The sequence below is a fragment of the Kosakonia sp. YIM B13571 genome (assembly GCF_042788095.1).
In the GTDB taxonomy this organism is placed as follows: domain Bacteria; phylum Pseudomonadota; class Gammaproteobacteria; order Enterobacterales; family Enterobacteriaceae; genus Kosakonia; species Kosakonia quasisacchari.
The window spans coordinates 281,214-306,021 of sequence record NZ_JBHZPL010000005.1 but is presented as its reverse complement, the minus strand read 5'-3'; the positions used below and the strand labels follow the sequence as shown (position 1 = coordinate 306,021).

22 protein-coding genes are annotated in these 24,808 nt (G+C 52.3%); 4 read left to right on the top strand and 18 right to left on the bottom strand.

Annotated elements, in window-relative coordinates:
- Positions 1–37 precede the first annotated feature (37 nt).
- The 15 genes from rnhB to rpsB form a co-directional block, all read right to left on the bottom strand.
- Positions 38–634, bottom strand: a complete 597-nt coding sequence (rnhB, locus tag ACFX4O_RS15340; protein ID WP_131407944.1) for a ribonuclease HII — start codon at positions 632–634, stop codon at positions 38–40.
- The gene (gene lpxB, locus ACFX4O_RS15335; protein WP_131407946.1) at positions 631–1,779 is read right to left on the bottom strand and encodes a lipid-A-disaccharide synthase; all 1,149 of its coding nucleotides are present in this window, start codon (positions 1,777–1,779) and stop codon (positions 631–633) included. Before lpxB ends, rnhB begins: the two co-directional genes overlap by 4 nt.
- Positions 1,779–2,567 (bottom strand): acyl-ACP--UDP-N-acetylglucosamine O-acyltransferase, encoded by a 789-nt coding sequence (gene lpxA / locus ACFX4O_RS15330; protein ID WP_065369271.1) that lies wholly within the window; start codon positions 2,565–2,567, stop codon positions 1,779–1,781. The genes lpxB and lpxA overlap by 1 nt, the downstream gene beginning before the upstream one ends.
- Positions 2,568–2,570: 3 nt before the next feature.
- Positions 2,571–3,026 carry a 3-hydroxyacyl-ACP dehydratase FabZ gene (gene fabZ / locus ACFX4O_RS15325; protein ID WP_017458006.1) on the bottom strand — a complete coding sequence of 152 codons (456 nt, stop codon included), beginning with the start codon at positions 3,024–3,026 and terminating at the stop codon, positions 2,571–2,573.
- Between the two features lie 161 nt (positions 3,027–3,187).
- The gene (lpxD, locus tag ACFX4O_RS15320) at positions 3,188–4,216 is read right to left on the bottom strand and encodes a UDP-3-O-(3-hydroxymyristoyl)glucosamine N-acyltransferase (protein WP_020456612.1); all 1,029 of its coding nucleotides are present in this window, start codon (positions 4,214–4,216) and stop codon (positions 3,188–3,190) included.
- 3 nt (positions 4,217–4,219) lie between these two features.
- The gene (gene skp, locus ACFX4O_RS15315; RefSeq protein ID WP_131407948.1) at positions 4,220–4,714 is read right to left on the bottom strand and encodes a molecular chaperone Skp; all 495 of its coding nucleotides are present in this window, start codon (positions 4,712–4,714) and stop codon (positions 4,220–4,222) included.
- Between the two features lie 118 nt (positions 4,715–4,832).
- A complete protein-coding gene (gene bamA / locus ACFX4O_RS15310; RefSeq protein ID WP_380209200.1) occupies positions 4,833–7,250 on the bottom strand; it encodes an outer membrane protein assembly factor BamA in 2,418 nt (805 codons plus the stop codon).
- Positions 7,251–7,281: 31 nt separating this feature from the next.
- Positions 7,282–8,631 (bottom strand): sigma E protease regulator RseP, encoded by a 1,350-nt coding sequence (gene rseP / locus ACFX4O_RS15305; protein ID WP_380209198.1) that lies wholly within the window; start codon positions 8,629–8,631, stop codon positions 7,282–7,284.
- A gap of 11 nt (positions 8,632–8,642) precedes the next feature.
- Positions 8,643–9,500 carry a phosphatidate cytidylyltransferase gene (cdsA, locus tag ACFX4O_RS15300; RefSeq protein WP_131407954.1) on the bottom strand — a complete coding sequence of 286 codons (858 nt, stop codon included), beginning with the start codon at positions 9,498–9,500 and terminating at the stop codon, positions 8,643–8,645.
- Positions 9,501–9,512: 12 nt separating this feature from the next.
- On the bottom strand, positions 9,513–10,271 hold the full coding sequence (ispU, locus tag ACFX4O_RS15295) for a (2E,6E)-farnesyl-diphosphate-specific ditrans,polycis-undecaprenyl-diphosphate synthase (protein WP_131407956.1): 759 nt from the start codon (positions 10,269–10,271) through the stop codon (positions 9,513–9,515).
- Positions 10,272–10,454: 183 nt separating this feature from the next.
- On the bottom strand, positions 10,455–11,654 hold the full coding sequence (ispC, locus tag ACFX4O_RS15290; protein ID WP_131407958.1) for a 1-deoxy-D-xylulose-5-phosphate reductoisomerase: 1,200 nt from the start codon (positions 11,652–11,654) through the stop codon (positions 10,455–10,457).
- Positions 11,655–11,751: 97 nt separating this feature from the next.
- Positions 11,752–12,309, bottom strand: coding sequence for a ribosome recycling factor (gene frr / locus ACFX4O_RS15285; protein ID WP_380209195.1), 558 nt, complete (start codon positions 12,307–12,309; stop codon positions 11,752–11,754).
- 149 nt (positions 12,310–12,458) lie between these two features.
- The gene (gene pyrH, locus ACFX4O_RS15280; protein ID WP_131407959.1) at positions 12,459–13,184 is read right to left on the bottom strand and encodes a UMP kinase; all 726 of its coding nucleotides are present in this window, start codon (positions 13,182–13,184) and stop codon (positions 12,459–12,461) included.
- A 148-nt stretch (positions 13,185–13,332) separates the two neighbouring features.
- A complete protein-coding gene (gene tsf / locus ACFX4O_RS15275; RefSeq protein WP_380209193.1) occupies positions 13,333–14,184 on the bottom strand; it encodes a translation elongation factor Ts in 852 nt (283 codons plus the stop codon).
- Between the two features lie 138 nt (positions 14,185–14,322).
- Positions 14,323–15,048 (bottom strand): 30S ribosomal protein S2, encoded by a 726-nt coding sequence (rpsB, locus tag ACFX4O_RS15270; RefSeq protein WP_131407963.1) that lies wholly within the window; start codon positions 15,046–15,048, stop codon positions 14,323–14,325.
- A 309-nt stretch (positions 15,049–15,357) separates the two neighbouring features.
- Between rpsB and map the strand changes: the two genes are divergently transcribed.
- The 4 genes from map to ACFX4O_RS15250 all read left to right on the top strand — a co-directional run bounded on the left by map (position 15,358) and on the right by ACFX4O_RS15250 (position 20,349).
- Positions 15,358–16,149, top strand: coding sequence for a type I methionyl aminopeptidase (gene map, locus ACFX4O_RS15265; protein WP_380209191.1), 792 nt, complete (start codon positions 15,358–15,360; stop codon positions 16,147–16,149).
- Between the two features lie 156 nt (positions 16,150–16,305).
- On the top strand, positions 16,306–18,981 hold the full coding sequence (gene glnD, locus ACFX4O_RS15260; protein WP_131407967.1) for a bifunctional uridylyltransferase/uridylyl-removing protein GlnD: 2,676 nt from the start codon (positions 16,306–16,308) through the stop codon (positions 18,979–18,981).
- 32 nt (positions 18,982–19,013) lie between these two features.
- The gene (gene dapD / locus ACFX4O_RS15255; protein ID WP_017457992.1) at positions 19,014–19,838 is read left to right on the top strand and encodes a 2,3,4,5-tetrahydropyridine-2,6-dicarboxylate N-succinyltransferase; all 825 of its coding nucleotides are present in this window, start codon (positions 19,014–19,016) and stop codon (positions 19,836–19,838) included.
- Positions 19,839–19,959: 121 nt separating this feature from the next.
- Positions 19,960–20,349, top strand: a complete 390-nt coding sequence (locus tag ACFX4O_RS15250; RefSeq protein WP_017457991.1) for a DUF3461 family protein — start codon at positions 19,960–19,962, stop codon at positions 20,347–20,349.
- A 53-nt stretch (positions 20,350–20,402) separates the two neighbouring features.
- On the opposite strand, the gene cdaR is transcribed toward ACFX4O_RS15250, so the two are convergent.
- From cdaR to dgt, 3 genes are all read right to left on the bottom strand, one after another.
- Positions 20,403–21,560, bottom strand: a complete 1,158-nt coding sequence (gene cdaR / locus ACFX4O_RS15245) for a DNA-binding transcriptional regulator CdaR (RefSeq protein ID WP_020456602.1) — start codon at positions 21,558–21,560, stop codon at positions 20,403–20,405.
- Positions 21,561–21,721: 161 nt separating this feature from the next.
- A complete protein-coding gene (degP, locus tag ACFX4O_RS15240; protein WP_380209187.1) occupies positions 21,722–23,158 on the bottom strand; it encodes a serine endoprotease DegP in 1,437 nt (478 codons plus the stop codon).
- Positions 23,159–23,291: 133 nt separating this feature from the next.
- Entirely contained in the window at positions 23,292–24,806 is a 1,515-nt protein-coding gene (gene dgt, locus ACFX4O_RS15235; RefSeq protein WP_380209186.1) for a dGTPase, read from the bottom strand.
- Positions 24,807–24,808: the final 2 nt, after the last annotated feature.

Below are 24,808 nucleotides of genomic sequence, written 5' to 3'. Positions count from 1 at the left end.
TTAGATTCCAGCCTGGTTTATTTCACGTTCACAAGAATCAGGACGCAAGACCCAACGCGCGTTTGACCGGCGCAAAGCTGCGTCGGTGATGTTCGGTTGCGCCGTGCTCCGCCAGCCTCTCCAGATGGAAAGCCGTAGGATAGCCTTTATGCTGCGCAAAGCCATATTGCGGAAAAATGATATCAAGTTCTGCCATCTCCGCATCGCGGGCCACTTTGGCGAGAATAGACGCGGCGCTAATTTCTGCGACCCGGCTATCGCCTTTTACCACCGCCAGCGAAGGCATCGGTAAAGCCGGACAACGGTTACCATCGATCAGCACAAACTCGGGCGCGATTGCCAGCCCGGCAACGGCGCGCTGCATTGCCAGCATGGTGGCATGCAAAATGTTCAACGCGTCGATTTCATGCGGCTCCGCGCGGCCAAGGCACCAGGCCAGCGCTTTCTCTTTGATCTCATGGCTGAGCGACAAACGGCGTTTTTCGGATAATTTTTTAGAATCGTTCAGACCGACAATAGGACGTTCGGGATCGAGGATCACCGCCGCTGTCACCACCGCCCCCACCAACGGGCCGCGACCGACCTCATCCACACCCGCGACCAAATGCGTATGTGGATAAACAAACTCTATCATTGTGCTAACTCCAGTACGGCGTCAGCCGCCTGTTCATCGGCATTGCAGCGAATCTGCAAATGCAGTTCGCGGAAAATGTCGTGCATCTCGTGGCTGGTTTTACCGTTGGCCAGTAAGGGTTCCAGCGCGGCAGCGAGCGCCTGCGGATGACATTCATCCTGGAGCAACTCTTTAACCAGTTCACGCCCGGCAAGCAAGTTTGGCAGCGAAACATAGGGCGTTTTTACCAGCCGTTTTGCCAGCCAGAAAGTGAATGGTTTCATGCGATAGCCAACTACCATTGGGCATTTCGCCAGCATGCACTCCAGCGCAGCGGTTCCTGAAGCCAGCAGCGCGGCATCTGCGGCGATCATTGCTTCCCGCGCCTGACCATCAAGCATATGCACTGGCAGTTCCGGTGCGATTTCCGCTTTGATGCGTTCAAACTGCTCACGCCGTTTCGCATTGACCAGCGGCACAACCACTTCAAGATCGGGGTAGCGCTCGCGCAACAACTGCGCGGTCCGCAGGAAGTCGGCACTCAGCATTTCAACTTCCGCACCGCGACTGCCCGGCAGCAAAGCCAGACAGTGCACGTTATCAGCAATCCCCAGATGCGCCCGCGCCGCGTTCTTATCGGGATCCAGCGGCATGGCATCCGCCATGGTATGGCCGATGAAACGGCACGGTACGTTAAATTTATCGTAAAACGCTTTTTCGAAAGGCAGAAACGCGAGCACCAGATTGGTGGCTCTGCCGATTTTGAAAACGCGTTTTTGTCGCCACGCCCAGACGGACGGACTGACATAATGAATGGTTTTAATACCCTGCTTTTTCAGATTGCCTTCAAGGGTAATATTGAAATCCGGCGCGTCGATACCGACAAACACATCCGGTTTCAGTTCGCTGAATCGACGGGTTAAATCGGCACGGATATGTAGCAAACGGCGCAAACGCCCCAGCACCTCAACGATGCCCATTACCGCCAGCTCTTCCATTTCATACCAGGCTTCGCAGCCTTCGGCCTGCATACGCGGCCCTGCGACGCCAACAAAACGCGCGTTCGGCAGGCGAGCTCGCAGCGCACGGATAAGACCGGCCCCAAGAATATCGCCGGAGGTTTCTCCGGCGACGAGGGCTATCGTAAGAGGACGCGCGTCGTTCATTAACGAATCAAACCACGTGTTGAGCGCTCAAAGAACTGCATGAATGCGTCAACTTCCGGGTGCTTAGCAGCAAGCTCAGCAATTTCCGGTTTCGCCTCTTCCAGCGTTTTACCGCTGCGGTACAGCAATTTGTACGCATTACGGATAGCCACTAACGCTTCTCTGCTAAAGCCACGGCGTTTCAGGCCTTCAATGTTCACACCAAACGGAGTGGCATGGTTGCCCTGAGCGATCACGTAAGGCGGTACATCCTGGGCAACACCAGAACAGCCGCCAACCATCACGTGTGCACCGATAATGCAGAACTGATGCACTGCGGTCATGCCGCCGATGATTGCAAAGTCGTCGACGGAAACATGCCCCGCCAGCGTTGCGTTATTTGCGAGGATACAGCGATTTCCAACGGTGCAATCATGCGCAACGTGCGCGTTAATCATCAGCAGGTTATCGCTGCCCACCTTCGTCAACCCACCACCCTGTACTGTGCCACGGTGGATGGTGACGCTTTCGCGGATGCGGTTGCGATCGCCAATTTCCACACGAGTCGGTTCACCAGCATATTTTAAATCCTGGTTAACCTCGCCGATGGAGGCGAACTGATAAATCTCGTTGTCACGACCAATAGTCGTGTGACCATTCACGACGACGTGAGATTTCAGTACGGTACCCTCACCAATTTCAACGTGAGGTCCCACAATACAAAATGGGCCAATATGAGCGTTAGCACCGATAACGGCACCGTCTTCAACAATGGCAGTAGGATGAATAAAGGCGGTTTTATCAATCACGTATCAGGCCTCCCGGCTACGTGCACACATCATAGTAGCTTCACAAACAATTTTACCGTCTACCAGCGCAACCCCTTTAAAACGGGTCAGGCCACGGCGGGTTTTTTCGAAAGTGACTTCCATGATCATCTGATCGCCTGGCACAACAGGACGCTTAAAGCGCGCTTCGTCGATACCGGCGAAGTAATACAGCTCACCCGGCTCCAGTTTGCCAACGCTTTTAAACGCCAGAATACCGGTTGCCTGCGCCATTGCTTCAAGAATCAGCACGCCCGGGAAAATCGGTTTGCCAGGGAAGTGTCCCTGGAAAAATGGCTCGTTTACCGAAACATTTTTGACTGCGCGCAGAAAACGACCTTCTTCAAAATCCAGCACACGATCAACCAGTAAGAACGGGTAGCGGTGCGGCAGAAGCTCCAGGATCTCTTCAATGTGCAGAGTATGAGTGTCAGTAGTCAAAATACTCTTCCTGTCCAAATATACTAAAAGGCAATAATAACACGGCCCGCGGCAATCATAAGAATGCCAACAGGCCGGGAAGTATATACACTTTATTCTTCGAGGTGCAGAGGCTTTTCTGTCCCCCGAATTCTTCTGTGTACAAGCGTTATGCGGATGAATTATTCGTCTTGTTGATTAACCTTGCGCTCGATAGCTTTCAGGCGCTTGCTCATATCATCGATATTCATCACCAGGGCTGCGGTTTTTCGCCACACTTTGTTCGGTTGCAACGGAATACCTGAGGAGTAAATACCCGGCTCAGTGATAGGACGCATGACCATCCCCATCCCCGTTACGGTAACCTTGTCGCAAATTTCCATGTGCCCGTTGATTACGCTGGCGCCGCCAATCATGCAATAGCGACCAATTTTCAAACTACCCGCCATGATGACGCCACCGGCAACCGCGGTATTGTCGCCAATCACAACGTTATGTGCAATCTGACACTGGTTATCAATGATGACACCGTTACCAATGCAGGTATCATCCAGCGCACCACGATCGATGGTCGTACATGCGCCGATCTCAACGTTATTACCGATGATGACGCGACCAAGCTGTGGGATTTTAACCCAGTTGCCACGGTCGTTGGCATAGCCAAAGCCATCGGAACCTATCACCGTGCCGGATTGGATCAGGCAATTTTCACCGATCTCAATCTCATGGTAAATGGAGACATTGGCCCACAGACGCGAACCCGCGCCAATTTTTGTATTTTTCCCAACGAAGCAACCCGGACCAATGACGACGTTATCGCCCAGACTAACGCCAGATTCGATCACGGCGTTTGCGCCAATTGCCACGTTACTACCCAGCTGAGCCGTTGGATCAATAACTGCTCCAGGCGCGATGTTCTGCGCAGGCTGCGGCGTGGTATCAAGAATTTGCGCCATACGTGCATAGGTCAGGTACGGATTTTTTACGACCAGCGCAGCGCTATTGGCAAAGGGAAGGTCGTCCTGCGTCATTACAACGGCAGAGGCCTGACATGCGGTCAGGTGTTCACGGTACTTAGGGTTGACCATGAAAGTGATATGGCCCGCTACGGCAGATTGCATGGACGCAACGCCGGTGATGACGATATCGCCATCACCGTGTAATTCTGCATCCAACTGCTGAGCTAAATCAGCCAGTCGAATTGAAGGCATTACTTATTTAACCTGTTTCAGTACATCAGCGGTGATGTCTTTTACATCGTTGCTGTTGTAAATAACGGCGTTGGAAGGAACAACCAGATCAACACCCTGATCAGAAGCCACTTTTTTCACTGCGGTCTGGATACGAGTCACCAGCTTGCCGCGTTCTTCATTAGAACGACGAGCCTGATCCTGCTCGAAAGCCTGCGCTTTTTGAGCGAATGCCTGACGACCAGTAGCAATGTCTTTTTCCAGCTTGCTACGATCGCTTGCCTTCATCGTGGAACCGTCACGCTGCAAACGCTGTGCTTTTGCTTGCAGGTCGGATTCCATGCTTTGCAGTTCGCTCGCGCGACCGCCGAATTCGTTTTTCATGGTCTGAGAAACGCCGGAAGTCTGCGCAACCTGCTGCAGCAGGCTACCCATATCAACAATCGCAATTTTGTCAGCGGCCTGAGCTGACGCAGCCATTGCCAAACCGAAACCTGCAGCTAATAACAACTTTTTCACAATTAACTCCTTACCATCCCGTTTGTACCCGGAGGTACAGTTCTTTGCGTGGCCGGGCTTTCGATTGAAAGCCTCAGCCATCACTACACTGCTGTGTGCATTCCATTGCAGTACGGCGTTACCAGGTTTTACCAATGTTAAACTGGAACTGTTCCGCTTTGTCTCCATCGTACTTTTTAAACGGCTGGGCGTAGGAGAAAACCAACGGCCCCAATGGGGACATCCATTGTAATGCGATACCGGCAGACATGCGGATATTACTCGGATCGCTATAATCCGGAATGCCCAGCGCTTTCATCTGTGCGGTATTTTGCCAGTTTGTATCCCACACGCTACCCGCATCCCAGAAGAACGAGGTACGCACAGAGTTGGCGTATTTATCACTGATAAACGGCGTCGGTGTAATCAGCTCGGCGCTGACAACGCCCATTGCGTTACCGCCCACCGCATCATCAGACTTACAGAGTGAGTCTGCAACAGTGTTCTTACAGTTACTCTGGTTGTTCCCGCCGTAGTAGACCGCTTTCGGACCAATATTGTTGGACTGGAAGCCACGTACGGTGCTGGACCCCCCTGCGTAGAAGTTCTCATAGAACGGCAGCTCTTTGCCACCTAAACCGTCACCGTATCCCCAACGTGTACGGCCTAAGACCACCCATTTGTGATCGTCGTCAATCGGGAAGTAGGACGCGGTGTCAACAGTGACTTTGTAGAACTCATTATCTGAGCCAGGGACCGTCACTTTACCGTTCAGGTTGACGCGTGAACCTTTCGTCGGGAAATAACCGCGGTCAAGGTTGTTGTAAGTCCAGCCGTAGTTAAAGGTGAAATCGTCCGCCGAGTAACCATTACTGTCGTTCTGCGTGCTGGCATTCTGCCCCACGGAATCCAGGTAACGCCACATTGCCACCTGCGGTTCCATCTTCGACAGGCTGTTATGAACATAGCCTAAACCAGCGCGCAACGTGTTGTATTCGTTAATCGGGAAACCGAGCGTACCATCAAGACCGTAGCTCTTGTTGGTATAAGACGACAGATCCGCATCATCCGCTTTAAAGTCGTTATAGAAAATACGACCGCCGAGGCTCACACCATCCACCGTAAAGTACGGATTGGTGACGGAGAACTCAGAGTAAGTCTGGTAGTCGTTTTTGGTTCCGCTGATACCAACGGAGTAACCGGTACCTAACCAGTTATCCTGCTGCACGCCAACCTGGAAGCTGACGCCGCTCTCGGTGCCGTAGCCAACGCCGAAGTTAAAGCTACCGGTGTTACGCTCTTTCACCTTATAGACAACATCAACCTGGTCCGGACTGCCCGGGATACGCTGAGTTTCCGTATCTACGGTTTCAAAATAGCCCAGGCGGTTCAGACGCTCTTTACCTTGATCGACCAGATCGCTGCCCAGCCACGCCCCTTCCATCTGACGCATTTCACGGCGCAGAACGGAATCTTTAGAGGTATCGTTACCTTCAAAGCGGATCTTACGCACATAGAAGCGGTTGCCAGCATCAACGTTGATATGCAGCTTAACCGTTTTGTCCGCATCGTTGATTTCTGGCTGCGATTGAACGCGCGGGTAAGCGTAACCATAGCGACCAAGAAGCTTTTTAATGTCATCTTCCATTTTGGTCACTTTGGCGCCGTTATACAGCTCACCCGGCTCGATTTTCGTCAGGCTTTCAATTTCCGCAGAGTGTCCTGCGAGATTACCGCTAACCTGCACACCTGAGAGTTTGTACTGATCGCCCTCAGTCACGTTAACAGTAATGTAGATGCCTTTTTTGTCCGGCGTCAGGCTAACCTGAGTCGAATCAATATTGAAACGTGCGTAACCGCGATCCAGATAATAGCTACGCAGGGTTTCCAGATCGCCCGCCAGTTTCTGTTTCTGGTATTTACGATCGCCGACAACGTTCCACCACGGCACTTCATCACGCAGCTGGAAAGTGGAGATCAGCTGTTCCGTCGTGAAGGCATGGTTGCCGACAATATTAATCTGTTGGATTTGTGCGGAAACGCCTTCCTGGAAAACCAGCTTCAGGTCAACGCGGTTACGCGGCAATGGGGTGACGACAGCTTTGACGCTGGCGCTGTATTTACCCACGCTGTAGTAGAAATCCTCCAGTCCTTTTTCGATATCGGAGAGGGTGGTGCGATCCAGTGATTCACCCACACGGACGCCAGAAGCTTCAAGGTTCTGTTTCAGCATGTCATCTTTCACCGACTTGTTGCCGGAGAAGGTGATGCTGGCGATTGTCGGGCGTTCTTTCACCTGAACGAGGAGCGTATCACCATCACGCAGGACACGAACATCCTCGAAGTTGCCGGTGGCAAACAACGCGCGAATGGTGTTACTGATATCTTCATCATTCACCGTATCGCCAGGACGAACTGGCATACTGAGGAGGGCCGCACCAACGGCGACACGCTGTAGGCCTTCGAAATGAATATCCTTCACTACGAATCCATCAGCACCGTATACGGTGGCGCTGCTAAACAGCAGCGACGCTATGAGCAACTTTTTCATCGCCATCGTTATTATGCGTTCTTCCTAACAAACTCTCTTACAAGCGAGAGAAATCATTGAAAAGTGCAAGCCCCATTAACAGCACCAGCAAGATAGAGCCAATGCGATAACTAAAGTCTTGAACTCGCTCGGATACCGGTCCGCCCTTCAGCTTCTCAATCGCCAAAAACAGCAGATGCCCGCCGTCAAGAACGGGTAGAGGGAACAGGTTGATGATGCCTAAGTTCACGCTTATCAAAGCAAGGAACATCAGGTAGTAAATCAACCCGAACTCCGCTGACATCCCAGCCCCCTGAGCGATAGAAATCGGCCCACTGAGGTTGTTCAGTTTTACATCACCGGTGATCAATTTCCCCAACATACTGACCGTTAGCTTCATCAACTGCCAGGTTTTATCCGTGGCTTCAACGATGGCACTAAATGGCCCGTACTGGCGTATTGTCTTGTATTCATCTGGCAGTGGGATAATTTTAGGCACCACGCCTGCAAACCCTTCTGCCTTGTTACCGGGCTTTGTGTCCGGTATCAACGTCAAAGACAAGGGTGCCCCTTGTCTTTCCACTTCCAGTGCTAACGACGTACCTGGGTTATCCCGTACCAGCGTAACGAACGTCATCCACTGCGTTAATTGCTGACCATCGACTTTAACGATCCTGTCGCCAGCTTGCAAACCCGCTTTGCTGGCAGCGGAACCGGGTTGCACCTCCGCAAGCACCGGTTCAAGCTGCGCCGCACGGGGACGAATCCCCAGCGACATAACCGGATCGTCTTTATCAGGCGCAAAAGCCCAGTGACGTAAATCCAGCACCTTTTCCTGACGATTGTTACTGCCGAACGGCGCTACGCTGACGGTCGTCTGGCTATCGCCGATTTTAGACACCAACTGTAAGCGCACAGCATCCCAATCAGGCGTTTCGATGCCATCAATCGCTTTAAGTTCCGTGCCGGGTGCAATTTGCGCGTTTGCAGCGATAGAGTTGGGTGTTATTTCACCAACAACCGGACGAACACCAGGGACACCGATGATAAACACCAGCCAGTAGGCAAAGATGGCGAAGATAAAGTTAGCGATGGGACCAGCAGCGATAACGGCGGCGCGCTGACCAACCGTTTTATTATTGAAAGCGTAGTGGCGCATTTCCGGCGTAACCGCCTCAACGCGCTCATCCAGCATTTTGACATAACCGCCCAGGGGGATCAGGGCGATGACAAATTCGGTGCCGTGTTTGTCGGTGCGGCGCCAGAGCGCTTTACCAAAACCGATGGAAAAGCGCTCAACCCGCACGCCACAGCGGCGAGCAACCCAGAAATGGCCAAATTCATGCACGGTGATCAATACACCAAGCGCAATAACGAACGCCGCCAGATTCCAGAGAATGCTCAGCATAAAACCTTCCGTCAAATCGTCCTGAAAACCAGCAATAACAGGCAGGCAAATACAGGAACTGCCGCTGTCAGGCTGTCAATGCGATCCAGTATACCGCCATGACCCGGAATAAGATGCCCACTATCTTTAATTCCGGCTTCACGCTTGAACATACTTTCCGTGAGATCGCCCAACACTGAGGCTAACGCTGCGACCACCGAACAAATGAAGAGCGTAGATGAGGTCACATCCAGATTCGCCCATGCGCCGTAACCCCAGGAGATAATACCTGCAGTTAGCAGCCCCCCCAGGAAACCTTGCCAGGTTTTCCCCGGCGAGACTTTCGGTGCAAGTTTATGTTTGCCAAACAGTTTGCCAAACATATAAGCGCCTGAATCTGCTCCCCAAACGAGGATCATAACGTACAGCAACCACAGCGCGCCGCTGTAGTGGTTTACATCGTAATGCCACACACGCAGCGCCAGCATGCCCCAGAAAAAAGGGATAATCGTCAAAACACCGAAAATCAGGCGCAAAATTTTAGAGTGGCGCCACGCTGCGGCGGATGACGGGTAACTTAGTACCAGCACCAACGCAACCAACCACCAGGCCAGAGAAGCCCAGAGCGAGATCGTCACCAACGGGTGGTGGGTATTATGATGATATTCCGGCAATGTAAGCAGCATAAGAGCGAGCAAAAACCCGCATAATACTGCCAACCAAACCCGCTGAGTCCGGGAAGTAAAGCCGCTCAGTTGCCCCCACTCCCACGCAGCGAGCATGCAAACGGCGAGCGTAACGATCGCGAATCCCACCGGCGGCAGCAAAAAAAGTGCTGCAATAACAATGGGTATCAACACAAAAGCAGAAATCAGGCGATACTTCAGCAAAAGCAACCCCCATCAGGCTTTGTCGCCACCTGGCTCGGTACCGCCGAAACGACGCTCTCGATTGGCAAAGGCATGCAGCGCACCTTCAAAGTCTTGTTCATCAAAATCGGGCCAAAGAACATCAGTAAAGTAAAGTTCGGCATAGGCAATTTGCCAAAGTAAAAAATTACTTATGCGATGTTCCCCACCAGTCCTAATCACTAAATCCACAGGAGCCAGCTCATGCATGCAGACTTGCTTATTGAGCGTTTCTTCATCAATTTGATCCGGGCGTAAAAGCCCTTCCTGCACCTGCTCGGCAAGCTGCCGGACTCCCTGTACAATATCCCAACGTCCACCATAGTTCGCTGCGATATTCAGCGTCAGCCCGGTGTTCTGGGCAGTTAACGCTTCCGCTTTGCGGATTCTTTCCTGCAAACGCGTATTAAAACGACTGGTATCGCCAATAATGCGTAAACGCACATTATGACGGTGCAGGCTCTTTACTTCGCTATCCAGCGCCCACACAAACAACTCCATCAGCGCGCTCACTTCCTGCGCCGGGCGATTCCAGTTCTCGCTACTAAAAGCATAAAGCGTCAGCGCGTCGATACCATTATTGGCGGCAAAAGAGACCGCACGACGTACAGACTTCGCTCCGGCCCGATGACCAAAAGCCCGGAGTTTCCCTTGTCTTTTCGCCCAGCGACCATTGCCATCCATAATTATCGCTACATGACGGCAGCCATGCGTTGGCAAATTTTCGCTTATCGGTTGGTTAGCAGACAACATAACGCGTTTTAGTCCCTGAAAAGGATTTAGCGGTACTCAGGAATACAAAAGCCTTTACGCAAAAAAGCCGTGTAAACCACGGCTTACACCAAACGCCATAATACAAACTGGCAATTTTGTGGCGCAGACTATATCACCGAAGCCTAACGCTAACAAATAGCACCGTCACTCATCGCTGTAATATCACTGGCTTGCGAGGCGCATCACTTGTTTTTGCGCAACGTCTCGTGCCTGTGCATCTACAGCCAGCACGTCATCAATGCTCTGCGGTTCGCGCAAATCCATCTGTTCAAGCACAGAAAGATTTAGGGCGGCAATATCTGTGAAACGGATAGCAGATGCCAGGAATGCCGAAACAGTTACCTCATTCGCCGCGTTGAGCGCTGTTGTTGCCGCCTGGCCTTCGTCGGAAGCATCAATGGCCAGCTTCAGGCAAGGATAGCGGTCAAAATCAGGCTCCGCGAAACTTAACGAACTGAGTTTGCAAAAATCGAGGGCATTAACACCTGACGGCACTCGTTCCGGCCAGGCCATCGTATGTGCGATGGGCGTACGCATATCCGGCTCACCCAGTTGTGCCAACACACTGCCATCCTGATAACGAACCATGGAGTGGATCACCGATTGCGGGTGAATCAACACTTCCATCTGGCGGGCAGAGGCATTAAACAACCAGCGCGCTTCAATGTATTCCAGACCTTTATTCATCATAGTGGCGGAGTCAACGGAGATCTTGCGCCCCATTGACCAGTTCGGGTGCCGACACGCCTGATCCGGCGTCATTGCGGCCAGATCGGAAAGCGGTGTCTCCCGGAACGGGCCACCAGACCCTGTAAGCAGAATAGACGAAACGCCATTCTGCTCCAGATCAGCGTACCCCAGGTTATGTTGAATTGTTTCCGGTAAACTCTGAAAAATAGCGTTATGCTCGCTGTCTACCGGCAAAAGCTGCGCCCCACTTTCCTTCACCGCATCCATAAACAGACGGCCGCAGGTCACCAGAGCTTCTTTATTCGCCAGCAGCACCGTTTTCCCGGCGCGAATAGCGGCAAGCGTGGGTACCAGGCCCGCAGCACCCACAATGGCCGCCATCACCTGATCGACACCGCTCAGCGCCGCCATTTCACAGGCTGCCTGTTGACCGCTCAGCACTTCTGTTTGGCTACCATGCTCCCGCAAAGCGCGCTTTACCTGTTGCGCACTCTCTTCATCGTCCATCACCGCAAATTTGGGAGAAAACTCAAGGCACTGCTCAACCATGCGGGTAACATTTTTACCGGCAACCAGTGCAGTAACGGAGAAACGATCAGGATTGTGGCGAACCACGGCCAGCGTGCTGCAACCAATAGAACCCGTTGAGCCAAGAAGAGTTAAATGCTTCATGAAACGCTCGCAACATTGCAAGGATAAAAAGCAAAACGCCGCCAGCAAAGCCACCTTCGCGGCTCTCTGTACGGCGTTTTAGTCGGTTTGTTTCGAATCAGAACTGCATCAGTTCCGCTTCTTTGTCCGCCAGCGCCGCATCCAATTTTTTGATTGCAGCATCGGTCAGCTTCTGTACGTCATCCTGAGAACGACGATCGTCGTCTTCACTGATTTCTTTATCTTTCAGCAGCGCTTTCACTTTATCGTTCGCGTCACGACGAACGTTACGTACAGCCACACGCGCTTGTTCAGCTTCGCCACGTACGACTTTGATCAGATCTTTACGACGTTCTTCCGTCAGCGCCGGCAGCGGAACGCGAATGTCGCTGCCCGCAGAGCTCGGGTTTAAACCAAGATCAGAGGTCAAAATCGCTTTTTCAACAGCCGGGCTCATTGAGCGGTCAAACACGTTGATTTTCAGCGTACGGGAGTCTTCAACGGTAACGCTAGCCAGTTGGCGCAGCGGAGTCGGCGTACCGTAGTATTCCACAACGATGCCATCCAGCAGGCTCGGGGAAGCGCGGCCAGTGCGTACTTTGCTGATTTGAGTTTTGAACGCTTCGACGCATTTATCCATGCGCACTTCAGCATCTTTTCTGATATCGCTAATCACGTTACGGATCCTTGAAATCTTGTCGCAGGCAGGCCATACGGCGGGTGTGCTAAGTATAGCCGGTTCAATTTATGGCACCCTGAAGATGCCAGAATGAGCTGCTCAATAAATTAAAGCGGAATCTTACCTTTATTTATTGCTTACGGGAATTATTCCGTAATCAATGTGCCTTCTTTTTCGCCCATGACGACGCGACGCAGCGCGCCAGGTTTATTCATGTTGAACACGCGAATCGGCAGTTTATGGTCGCGAGCCAGCGTAAAGGCCGCCAGATCCATTACTTTCAGTTCCTTTTCCAGCACTTCGCTGTAGCTCAGTTGCTCACACAGCGTGGCGGTAGGATCGAGTACCGGATCGGCAGTAAACACGCCGTCCACTTTCGTGGCTTTCAGCACCACATCCGCTTCAATCTCAATGCCGCGCAGGCATGCAGCGGAATCGGTCGTAAAGAACGGGTTACCCGTACCAGCGCTGAAAATTACCACGCGGTTGTTGCGCAGCAGGCTAATCGCCTCTGCCCAGCTGTAGTTGTCGCAAACGCCATTTAACGGGAACGCGGACATCAGACGTGCGTTCACATAGGCACGATGCAGCGCATCACGCATTGCCAGGCCGTTCATCACGGTTGCCAGCATACCCATGTGGTCGCCCACTACGCGGTTCATCCCCGCTTTCGCCAGACCCGCCCCACGGAACAGGTTGCCACCACCAATCACCACGCCAACCTGAACACCCAGTTCGACCAGCTCTTTAATTTCCTGCGCCATACGGTCAAGGATGCTTGCGTCAATACCGAAGCCTTCGGATCCCTGGAGCGCTTCACCGCTCAGCTTAAGCAGAATGCGTTTGTAGACGGGTTTTGCATTGGTAGCCATGTTTCTTTCCTGAGACTGTCAACAATTGGACGGGGGTTAATACCGGCGCTTATGATACGTCGCCTGCCAGCGCAAACACTAGTGTGCTGGCTGATTTTCAGATGAAGGGCATAAAAAGAAGCCGCCCTCAGGCGGCTCCTTTTATTGATTAAGACTGCTTGGACATTGCAGCAACTTCTGCTGCGAAGTCAGTCTCAACTTTCTCGATGCCTTCGCCCACTTCGAAGCGGATGAAGCCAGTTACGTCAGCGTTGTGTTCTTTCAGCAACTGAGCAACAGATTTGCTCGGGTCCATAACGAAAGGCTGGCCAGTCAGAGAAACTTCGCCGGTGAATTTCTTCATGCGGCCTTCAACCATTTTCTCTGCGATTTCTTTCGGTTTGCCAGACTGCATGGCGATGTCCAACTGAACCTGGTACTCTTTTTCTACCACGTCAGCGGATACGTCTTCCGGTTTAACGAATTCCGGCTTGCTTGCCGCGATGTGCATTGCCAGCTGTTTAACCAGCTCGTCATCAGCGCCTTTAGCCGCAACCAGAACACCGATACGCGCGCCATGCTGGTAAGAACCCAGCACTTCGCCTTCCAGAGCGGAAACGCGACGGATGTTGATGTTCTCACCGATTTTAGCAACCAGTGCAACGCGCTCTTCTTCGAACTGCGCTTTCAGAACTTCAACGTCGGTGATTTTGCCAGCAACAGCTGCGTCCAGAACTTTGTTCGCAAATGCCTGGAAACCACCGTCTTTTGCCACGAAGTCAGTCTGGCAGTTAACTTCCAGAATGATGCCGTAGGTGCCGTCGATTTTGGTGATGATCACGCCGTCAGCAGCAACGTTGCCTGCTTTTTTCGCCGCTTTGATCGCACCAGACTTACGCATGTTCTCGATTGCCAGCTCAATGTCGCCGTTCGCTTCAGTCAGCGCTTTTTTGCAATCCATCATGCCTGCGCCAGTACGTTCACGCAGCTCTTTTACCAGGGATGCGGTAATTTCAGCCATTCTTTATTCCTCGGGAGAGATATGACCTGCACGGTTTGCAACCAAACAGGCTTAAAAGTGAAAAAGGGGGCCATTGACAGGCCCCCTAACCAAACTCGGTACTACCTGCTCAATAAGGGGCTCAAAGAGCGTGCCTTATTACTCAGCTTCTACGAAGCTTTCTTCCGCCTGAGTAGCCAGATCCGAAGAACGGCCTTCACGAACGGTAGCAGCAACGGCATTCAGGTACAGGCTAACAGCACGGATTGCGTCATCGTTACCCGGGATAACGAAGTCAACGCCGTCCGGATCGGAGTTGGTATCAACGATAGCAAATACCGGGATACCCAGGTTGTTTGCTTCTTTGATTGCGATGTGCTCGTGGTCAGCGTCGATAACAAACAGTGCGTCCGGCAGGCCGCCCATGTCTTTGATACCGCCCAGGCTGTTTTCCAGCTTCTCCAGCTCACGAGTGCGCATCAGCGCTTCTTTCTTGGTCAGCTTGTCGAAGGTACCGTCTTGAGACTGAGTTTCCAGGTCTTTCAGACGTTTGATGGACTGACGAACGGTTTTCCAGTTAGTCAGCATACCGCCCAGCCAGCGATGGTTCACGAAGAATTGATCGCAGTTCAGTGCAGCGTCTTTCACCGCTTCGCTTGCAGCGCGTTTAGTACCAACGATCAGGATCTTGCCTTTACGAGAAGCAATTTTGTTCAGCTCAGCCAGCGCTTCGTTGAACATTGGTACAGTTTTCTCAAGGTTGATGATGTGAACTTTGTTACGCGCACCGAAGATGAACGGCTTCATTTTCGGGTTCCAGTAACGGGTCTGGTGACCAAAGTGAACACCAGCCTTGAGCATGTCGCGCATGGAAACAGTTGCCATGTTTAAAACCTCTATATAAAAGTTGGGGTTAAGCCTCCACGCATCCCATATTACCGACCCCGAAGGGCACCCCGGAATATGTGCCGATACGTGTGTGTTATTACACAAAGTGAGATTTGTGGCTCCCATCCCAAAACAGGAACGGAAGTCCGGCGCGCTTTATATCATAAAACACCACCGGAAACCAATAGTTGTTGACGCTGTGTGCCGTTAATGATTCTCAATTTGGCACAACGCTTGCCCGACTGTTACCATTGACAACACTAATCCTGGTATAGTCGAAAAAATCGACACTGATGGACACATTCCATGGCTATCTCTATTAAGACACCTGAAGAAATTGAAAAAATGCGCGTCGCGGGCCGACTCGCCGCCGAAGTGCTGGAAATGATTGAACCGTACATTAAGCCGGGCGTCAGCACGGGCGAACTCGATCGTATCTGCAACGACTACATCGTCAAAGAGCAGCATGCCATTTCCGCCTGCCTTGGTTATCACGGCTTTCCGAAATCGGTTTGCATCTCTATTAACGAAGTGGTGTGTCACGGTATTCCGGATGACGAAAAACTGTTGAAAGATGGCGATATCGTCAACATCGACGTAACCGTAATTAAAGACGAATACCACGGCGATACCTCCAAAATGTTTATCGTCGGTAAGCCGACCATTCTGGGTGAGCGCCTGTGCCGCGTAACTCAGGAGAGCCTCTACCTGGCGCTGCGCATGGTCAAGCCGGGCATTCGCCTGCGTACGCTGGGTGCCGCTATTCAGAAATATGTTGAAGGCGAAGGCTTCTCTGTGGTGCGTGAATATTGCGGTCACGGTATTGGTCGCGGCTTCCATGAAGAACCGCAGGTGCTGCACTATGATGCAGACGATAGCGGCGTGGTGTTGCAGGCTGGTATGACCTTCACTGTCGAGCCGATGGTTAACGCGGGCGATTACCGCATTCGCACCATGAAAGATGGCTGGACGGTCAAAACCAAAGACCGCAGCCTGTCCGCTCAGTATGAGCACACCATTGTGGTTACCGAAACCGGCTGTGAGATCCTGACGCTGCGCAAAGATGACACCATCGACGCCGTACTGACCGCCGCCTGATTCTGACATTGCCAAACGTGATAAACGGCCCGCTTTGCGGGCCGTTTTTTTTACCGTTTTCCCCTTGTTACGTCATACATATAAACGACTTTTCATTTTTCATTATCTCTTTTAAGTTGTGTTGCTATGCATATGCATTCCAGACGGGTGGCCATAATGAGCAACATCACTACAGAACAATTTGTCAGCGCGGTACAACCCACCCTTCCCGGCCAGCCAGAATATCCAGGGGTTTGGTCACAAGACGAATTTCAGTGCGCAAATATCAAAGCGCGTATCGAGGCTTTCCAGCAGTGGCTGGGGCATGTCTTTGACGCCGGTATCTCAGCCGAACAATTAATCGAAGCGCGTACCGAATTTATTGATCAACTCCTGCAACGCTTATGGCTGGAGTACGGTTTTGGCGACGTCAGCGATACCGCGCTGGTTGCAGTGGGCGGTTACGGTCGCGGTGAGCTGCATCCGTTATCGGATATTGATTTACTGATCCTCAGTCGCACCAAACTTTCTGACGAGCAAGCGCAGAAGATTGGCGAACTGCTCACGCTGCTGTGGGATGTCAAACTCGAAGTAGGACACAGCGTTCGTACGCTGGATGAGTGCTTACAGGAAGGATTATCGGATCTCACTGTCGCGACCAATTTGATTGAGTCGCGACTGCTGATTGGCGATGTTGCACTGTTTCTGGAACTGCAAAAGCATATTTTTAGCGACAACTTCTGGCCGTCGGAAACCTTTTTTCCGGCAAAAGTGGCGGAACAAAACGAGCGCCACCAGCGTTATCACGGTACCAGTTACAACCTGGAACCAGACATAAAAAGCAGCCCCGGCGGCCTGCGCGATATCCACACTTTGCAATGGGTCGCTCGCCGTCACTTTGGTGCCACCTCACTGGATGAAATGGTTGGCTTTGGCTTTCTGACGGAAGCAGAGCGCAATGAGCTGAACGAGTGCCTGCACCTGCTGTGGCGCATCCGCTTCGCGCTGCACCTGGAAGTGAGCCGCTACGATAATCGCCTGCTGTTCGACCGCCAATTGAGCGTGGCGCAGCGTCTGAATTATGTCGGTGAAGGCAACCAGCCCGTCGAACATATGATGAAGGATTTTTTCCGCGTCACCCGCCGTGTCGGAGAGTTGAACCAGATGCTGTTACAGCTGTTCGATGAAGCGATTCTGGCGCTGACCACCGACGAGAAACCGCGCCCGATTGACGATGAATTTCAACTGCGCGGTTCGCTTATCGATCTACGTGACGAAACGCTGTTTATCCGTGAGCCGCAGGCCATCCTGCGCATGTTTTATATTATGGTGCGCAACAGCACCATTACCGGCATCTACTCCACCACGCTGCGCCACTTACGCCACGCCCGCCGCCATCTGACGCAGCCGCTGTGCTATATCGCTGAAGCGCGCTCTATTTTCCTCAGCATGTTGCGCCATCCAGGTGCCGTCAGCCGTGGTCTGCTGCCGATGCACCGCCACAGCGTATTGTGGGCTTATATGCCACAGTGGTCGCATATCGTCGGCCAGATGCAGTTTGACCTGTTCCACGCCTATACCGTCGATGAACACACCATTCGCGTGTTGCTGAAGCTGGAAAGTTTTGCCAAAGAAGAAACACGCAATAAACACCCTTTATGCGTGGAACTGTGGCCACGTTTAACCCACCCGGAGCTGATCCTGATTGCGGCGTTGTTCCATGATATCGCCAAAGGCCGTGGCGGCGACCACTCCGTGCTGGGCGCGCAGGATGTGCTGAAATTCGCTGAATTACATGGGCTTAATTCACGCGAAACACAGCTGGTCGCCTGGCTGGTGCGCCATCACCTGTTAATGTCGGTCACTGCCCAGCGCCGTGATATTCAGGATCCGGAAGTGATCAAACAGTTTGCCGAAGAAGTGCAGACGGAAAATCGCCTGCGCTTCCTTGTCTGCCTGACCGTGGCGGATATTTGTGCCACCAACGAAACCCTGTGGAACAGTTGGAAGCAGAGCTTGCTGCGCGAGCTCTATTTCGCAACTGAAAAACAGCTGCGTCGCGGTATGCAAAACACACCGGACATGCGCGAACGCGTGCGTCATCACCAGCTTCAGGCGCTGGCATTGTTGCGCATGGACAATATTGATGAAGAGCAGTTGCATCAGATTTGGGCGCGCTGTCGGGCGAACTATTTTGTTCGCCACAGCCCAAACCAGCTCGCCTGGCATGCGCGGCACTTGCTGCAGCATGATCTGAGCAAGCCGATGATTTTGCTCAGCCCACAGGCTACGCGCGGCGGCACTGAGATCTTTATCTGGAGCCCGGATCGCCCCTATCTGTTTGCGGCGGTGTGCGCCGAGCTGGACCGGCGCAACCTGAGCGTCCACGACGCGCAGATTTTTACCACCCGCGACGGTATGGCAATGGATACCTTTATTGTGCTGGAACCGGACGGTAGCCCGCTCTCCGCCGATCGCCACGACGCAATATGTTTCGGCCTGGAACAGGCCATTACGCAACACACCTGGCAAGCACCACAACCGCGCCGCCAGGCTGCAAAATTGCGCCATTTTACCGTCGATACCGAAGTGAATTTCCTGCCGACACATACCGACAGAAAATCGTTTCTTGAATTGATTGCCCTTGACCAGCCAGGGCTGCTTGCCCGCGTCGGGCAAGTGTTTGCGGATCTGGGAATTTCGCTGCACGGAGCGAGAATTACAACCATTGGTGAGCGAGTAGAAGATTTATTTATAATCGCGACTGCCGACCGGCGTGGCCTTAATAATGCGCTGCAACAGGAGGTACAACAACGGTTGACAGAGGCCCTCAATCCAAACGATAAAGGGTGATTATTTTTTTACACAGATGGAAAGAGTTAACAATGCAGCAGTTACAGAACGTTATTGAAGCCGCTTTCGAGCGTCGCGCAGAGATCACTCCGGCAAATGCCGATACCGTTACCCGTGAAGCGGTGAATCAGGTTATTGCCCTGCTCGATTCCGGTGCGCTTCGCGTCGCAGAAAAAATCGATGGTCAGTGGGTCACCCACCAGTGGCTGAAGAAAGCGGTTCTGCTCTCTTTCCGCATTAACGATAACCAGGTTATCGATGGTGCGGAAAGCCGCTACTTCGATAAAGTCCCGATGAAATTCGCCGACTACGATGAAGCGCGTTTCCAGAAAGAAGGTTTCCGCGTCGTGCCGCCAGCAGCGGTGCGTCAGGGCGCGTTTATCGCCCGCAATACCGTGCTGATGCCGTCTTATGTCAATATCGGTGCCTACGTTGATGAAGGCACCATGGTAGATACCTGGGCGACCGTCGGCTCTTGTGCGCAAATCGGTAAAAACGTTCACCTCTCTGGTGGCGTGGGTATTGGCGGTGTTCTGGAACCGCTACAGGCAAACCCGACTATCATTGAAGATAACTGCTTTATCGGTGCACGCTCTGAAGTGGTAGAAGGTGTTATCGTTGAAGAAGGTTCTGTTATCTCGATGGGTGTGTACATCGGTCAGAGTACGCGTATTTACGATCGTGAAACCGGCGAAGTGCATTATGGCCGCGTACCGGCGGGCTCAGTGGTGGTTTCCGGCAACCTGCCGTCTAAAGATGGCAAATACAGCCTCTACTGCGCAGTCATCGTGAAAAAAGTGGATGCGAAAACGCGCGGCAAAGTAGGCATTAACGAACTGCTGCGCACCATCGACTAAGTCTGTCCCTCTTCCTGTCTGGAAGAGGGTGATATATCCCGCCTTTTTTGCATTCACAGGTGGCAAAAATAGATTTTTTCGTTAATTATTCATAGGTTATGTTGAGCTTAAGGGTACCGCTATGTACGATAATCTGAAAAGTTTAGGCATTACCAATCCCGATGAAATCGACCGCTATAGCCTCCGCCAGGAAGCGAATAACGATATTCTGAAAATCTATTTTCATAAGGATAAAGGCGAGTTTTTTGCCAAGAGCGTCAAATTCAAATACCCGCGTCAGCGTAAAACCGTTGTCGCCGACGGCGTTGGTCAAGGGTATAAAGAGGTGCAGGAAATCAGCCCGAACCTGCGCTATGTAATTGATGAATTGGATCAAATCTGCCAGCGCGATCGCACGGAAGTGGATCTGAAACGTAAGATCCTGGACGATCTGCGTCACCTGGAAAGCGTTGTTACCAACAAGATCAACGAAATCGAGTCCGATCTTGAAAAGCTGACGCGCGGGAAGTAAAGCGCGGGGTCAATCGCATTGTGCCGGGCTAATTACCCGGCACAACATCATTATTAATGCTGTTCGTCTAACTGCAGCGCCACATATAGCAGCAGCCTGTCATCGAAGTTCCCCAAATCCAGCCCGGTCAGTTCCGAGATTCGGTTCAAACGATACTCCAGCGTATTGCGATGAATAAACAACGCCTTAGACGTTGCCAGCGGCTGCACATTGTGGCGAAACCACGCCGCCAGCGTGCGACGCAGCAGGCCGTTATTATCCATCGCTTTTAACCGCGACAACGGGCGCGCCAATTCATTGGCTTGCCAACCACCGCGCAGGCTGTCGAGAAGCACCGGCAACATCAAATCTTGGTAAAAATAGCTACGGCTTTCCGGCATACGCTGTTTCCCCACCATCATGGTGGTGCGCGCCGTACGGTAAGAACGGGCAATGCTGCCAGGACCAGTGAAGTAATTGCCCAGCGCGACGCGAAAACGCAACTGGCCGTTCTCTTTCATACGCGTGATCAGCTGCTCCACCCGCTTACGGTGATCTTCCGCATCCCAGCGACCAAACTGGTTAAGCGCCGGTTTCAGCACCACCATTTCGGTCAACGAAACAATGGCAATCAGGTTGTTGCGCTCGGGTGTGGTAAGGGCGTTTTGCAGTTGCTGCAACTCGGCCATGGCGCTATCCACGCCCAACTGGCCGCTGTCCACTTCCACCACCGCCACCACGCGCGGCTGGTTTAAATCAATGCCTAAACGCTGCGCCCATTCGGTCAATGCCGGCGTGTGCTCTTCCGCCTGGATCAGGTTCATGACTAGCTCTTCACGTAGACGGCTGTCCTGCGCCAGCAAATGCATCAGGCGGGATTGTTCCAGCATCATCTCGGCGGTCATGCAGACTAATTCGCCGTATTTGCGCAACGTCTCCGGTTCACCCGTTAGGCCAATAACGCCAACGATTTCTCCCTCAAGACGTAACGGCAGGTTAATGCCCTGACGCACACCGTGCAGATGGCGAGCAACCGCATCGTCGATATCCACCACGCGGCCTTGCGAGAGCACCAGTAGCGCGCCTTCGTGCAATTCACCAATTCGTTCGCGATCGCCGCTACCAATGATGCGACCCCGTGCATCCATCACGTTAATGTTCGTATCAATGATGCGCATCGTGCGCGCCACGATATCCTGTGCCATTTTGGTATCAAGATGCCAGCCAGCCATGTAACCCTCCCGTGTGCAGAGCCCAAGCATAGGGAAGAAAATTAGCGCACGCACTGTGCAAATGCACAAAGCGGCATTCAGAAGTATGGAGTTGTGGAAGGCTTCACAAAACAGAGGAAAGACCCTCTTCCCTGAGATCAGGGAAGAGGATTTACAGCGGGTTACTGCATCAGCAGATAGATAGAGGTATCGCCGCGTTGAATGTTCAACGCCAGTACAGAAGGTTTACTGTCGAGGATTTTGCGCAACTCAGCGATATTTTTCACCGGTTGCTGATTCGCACCGACAATCACATCGCCTTTTTTCAGGCCAATCTGCGCCGCTGGGGTATTGGCTTTCACCGTATTGACCACCACGCCGCCATCTTTGCCTTTATTGCTCATCTCAGCACCTTCAATACCATTGAAGATGGTGCTGGAATCAACCTGGTTCTGGCTGCTCTGTTGCAACTCGATCGTAATATTCACCGGTTTGCCATCGCGCAGCAGGCCGAGCGCGACTTTGCTGCCGATCGGCATTGAGCCCACTTCCGCACGCAGCGCTGCAAAGCTGCTAATCGGTTTGCCGTTCAGAGAGGTAATCACATCCCCTGCTTTCACACCGGCTTTCGCGGCAGCAGAATTCGGCATAACCTGGCTGACAAACGCCCCGCGCTGTGCATCGACTTTCATCGCTTTCGCCAGCTCAGAGTTCAGTTCGGTCCCCATAATGCCCAATTCACCACGGCGAACCTGACCGAACTCGACCATCTGGCCGGTGAGGTTTTTCACCATGTTACTTGGAATCGCAAAACCGATACCGATGTTGCCGCCATCCGGTGCGAGGATCGCAGTATTAATACCGATCAGCTCGCCATTCAGGTTCACCAGCGCGCCGCCGGAGTTACCGCGGTTGATCGCAGCATCCGTCTGGATAAAGTTTTCGTAGTTTTCCGCATTCAGGCCGCTGCGACCCAGCGCGGAGACAATCCCGGAAGTCACCGTTTCACCGAGGCCAAACGGGTTACCAATCGCCACGGTGTAATCCCCCACGCGCAGTGCATCGGAATCCGCCAGTTTAATCGCGGTCAGGTTTTTCGGATCCTGAATCTGAATCAGCGCAATGTCGGAACGCGGGTCTTTACCCACGACTTTGGCATCAAATTTACGCCCGTCACTCAATTGCACTTTGATGGTGTTGGCGTTATCGACCACGTGGTTGTTGGTGACCACATAACCTTTCGCTGCATCAATGATCACGCCGGAGCCCAGCGCCATAAATTTCTGCTGCTGGCTATCGCCCTGCCCGCCCTGTGCGCCGCCGCCCTGACAGAACGGCGAGCTCTGGAACGGAGAACCATCCTGGCAGAACGGCGAATTATCACCAAAGAACTGCTGGAAATTGCGCGGCATACGCGGTGTGTTCACCGTGGTGCTGCCTTCAACATTAATACTCACGACCGACGGCATCACTTTTTCCAGCATCGGCGCGAGGCTTGGCATTTGTTGCGATGTGGTGGCTGTAGACGATGCTGTTTCCGCTGCCATAGCCGACAGAGGAGACAGCGCTAAACTTAAACTCAAAGCCAGTGCACTCATTGCTAACGTGGTTTTTTTCATGTCTCTCACTCTTTACCGATTAACGCAAACTGCTGTGTATGTGTCACTCAGAGTCGATTTATAGCGTGAAGTTCAGGCATTAAGTGTCTGGAAAAAGTAAAAAATTATTGTCGTTCTTTACAATTCATCGGTGTTATTCCACCGCCATCAAACGACGATATTCATCCCATGAATATAGATCCGTCATCCCGCTAATATAATCCTGAATTAATCGACAACGGTGATAATACTCCAGCACCGGGTACTCTGCCGCGTCGGGCGATAATTTGCTCACCGCCTCAACATAAGCTAGCCGGTGGCGCGTCGAAAGTTTTTGAAATAGGCGCGATTCAATTGGGAAACGACGCAAACGCTCTTTTTCCACCAGCTCGGCAAAATCCGCCGTAGATAAATGCAACAACGGACTGTAAATATCCAGCAATCCACTGATGACGCGATAACCTTGTAATTCCAGTTGCTCAACATCAGGATGGCTGAACACCTGTTTTATGGCGACATTTTTATATAATTCAAGTAGCTGACTAAAACCACTTTCATCTTCCAGCAACGCATGATTGAATTCGCCGCTGAAAATCTGCGGCAAATTCTCAATAAAACGCTGCGCCGCATACGGCACCAGTTTATTCAGCGTGTTGACGCGCAGGTACATGAAGAATTGATCTTCCGCGCTGCGGCTCATCGAATTAGCGCGTGATTTCTCCCATGCATTTTCGACAACCTGAGCAAACAACGATCCTTTTTCATGCTGCCCCCAAGCATCATAAAGATGCTGATACAGTTGTTCCGCGCTGAAAATACGTTTTTCTACCGCATCTTCTAAATCCGCCACGCAATAAGAAATATCATCCGCGGCTTCCATTATCCACGTTAGCGGAAAGCGACTGTATGTATCGAGGTTTAATTCTTTACGCAGCCGTTCTACATAGGCTTCTTCAGAGAAATAGTAACCTGGTTTTTTCATTAAATAGCTGTGTGTCGCCGGTGGCTCACCAATCCACCACGCTGGGCGCGTATATTTTAAAATACAGCCGACCTGCGCCCAGGTCAGGTTCATACGCATTAACGTATGTACCATGCGAATACCCTGTGCATTACCTTCGAAATGGCTTAAATCATGGCGCACTTTCCTGCGTAACGCATTCAGTGTGTCTTCGCCTTCACGCAGTTTAAGCGCCATCACTTCGCAGCGATCATCCGACAGCGGCTGGCTCACTGCGTCATCTGGCGCCAGGCGCTGGCGAAACCAGTCATTGATTGCTGCTTCGCCGAAATGGCCAAACGGCGGGTTGCCAATATCATGCATCAGGCAAGCCATCTCAACGATGCTTTCGAACGGACCGGTCAATTCATCCAGACCGTAGGTTTCCAGCAAACGCTGCTCTTTCAGGCGGCTCAAAATCTCTTTGGCGATATAACGCCCCACTTGCTGAACTTCCAGCGAATGCGTCAACCGCGTGCGCACAGCCGCGTTACGCTCCAGCGGGAAAACCTGCGTTTTTTGCTGCAAACGTCGGATGGCGGCAGAGTTAATAATGCGCCCACGATCGCTTTCAAAGATGCGCAAAATTTCACGTTCGGTTTTTACACCCTGCGGCGAACGGTAGCGGCGGCGCCAGTTTATCTTGTTGCGAAAGTCGATCTCTGCCATTT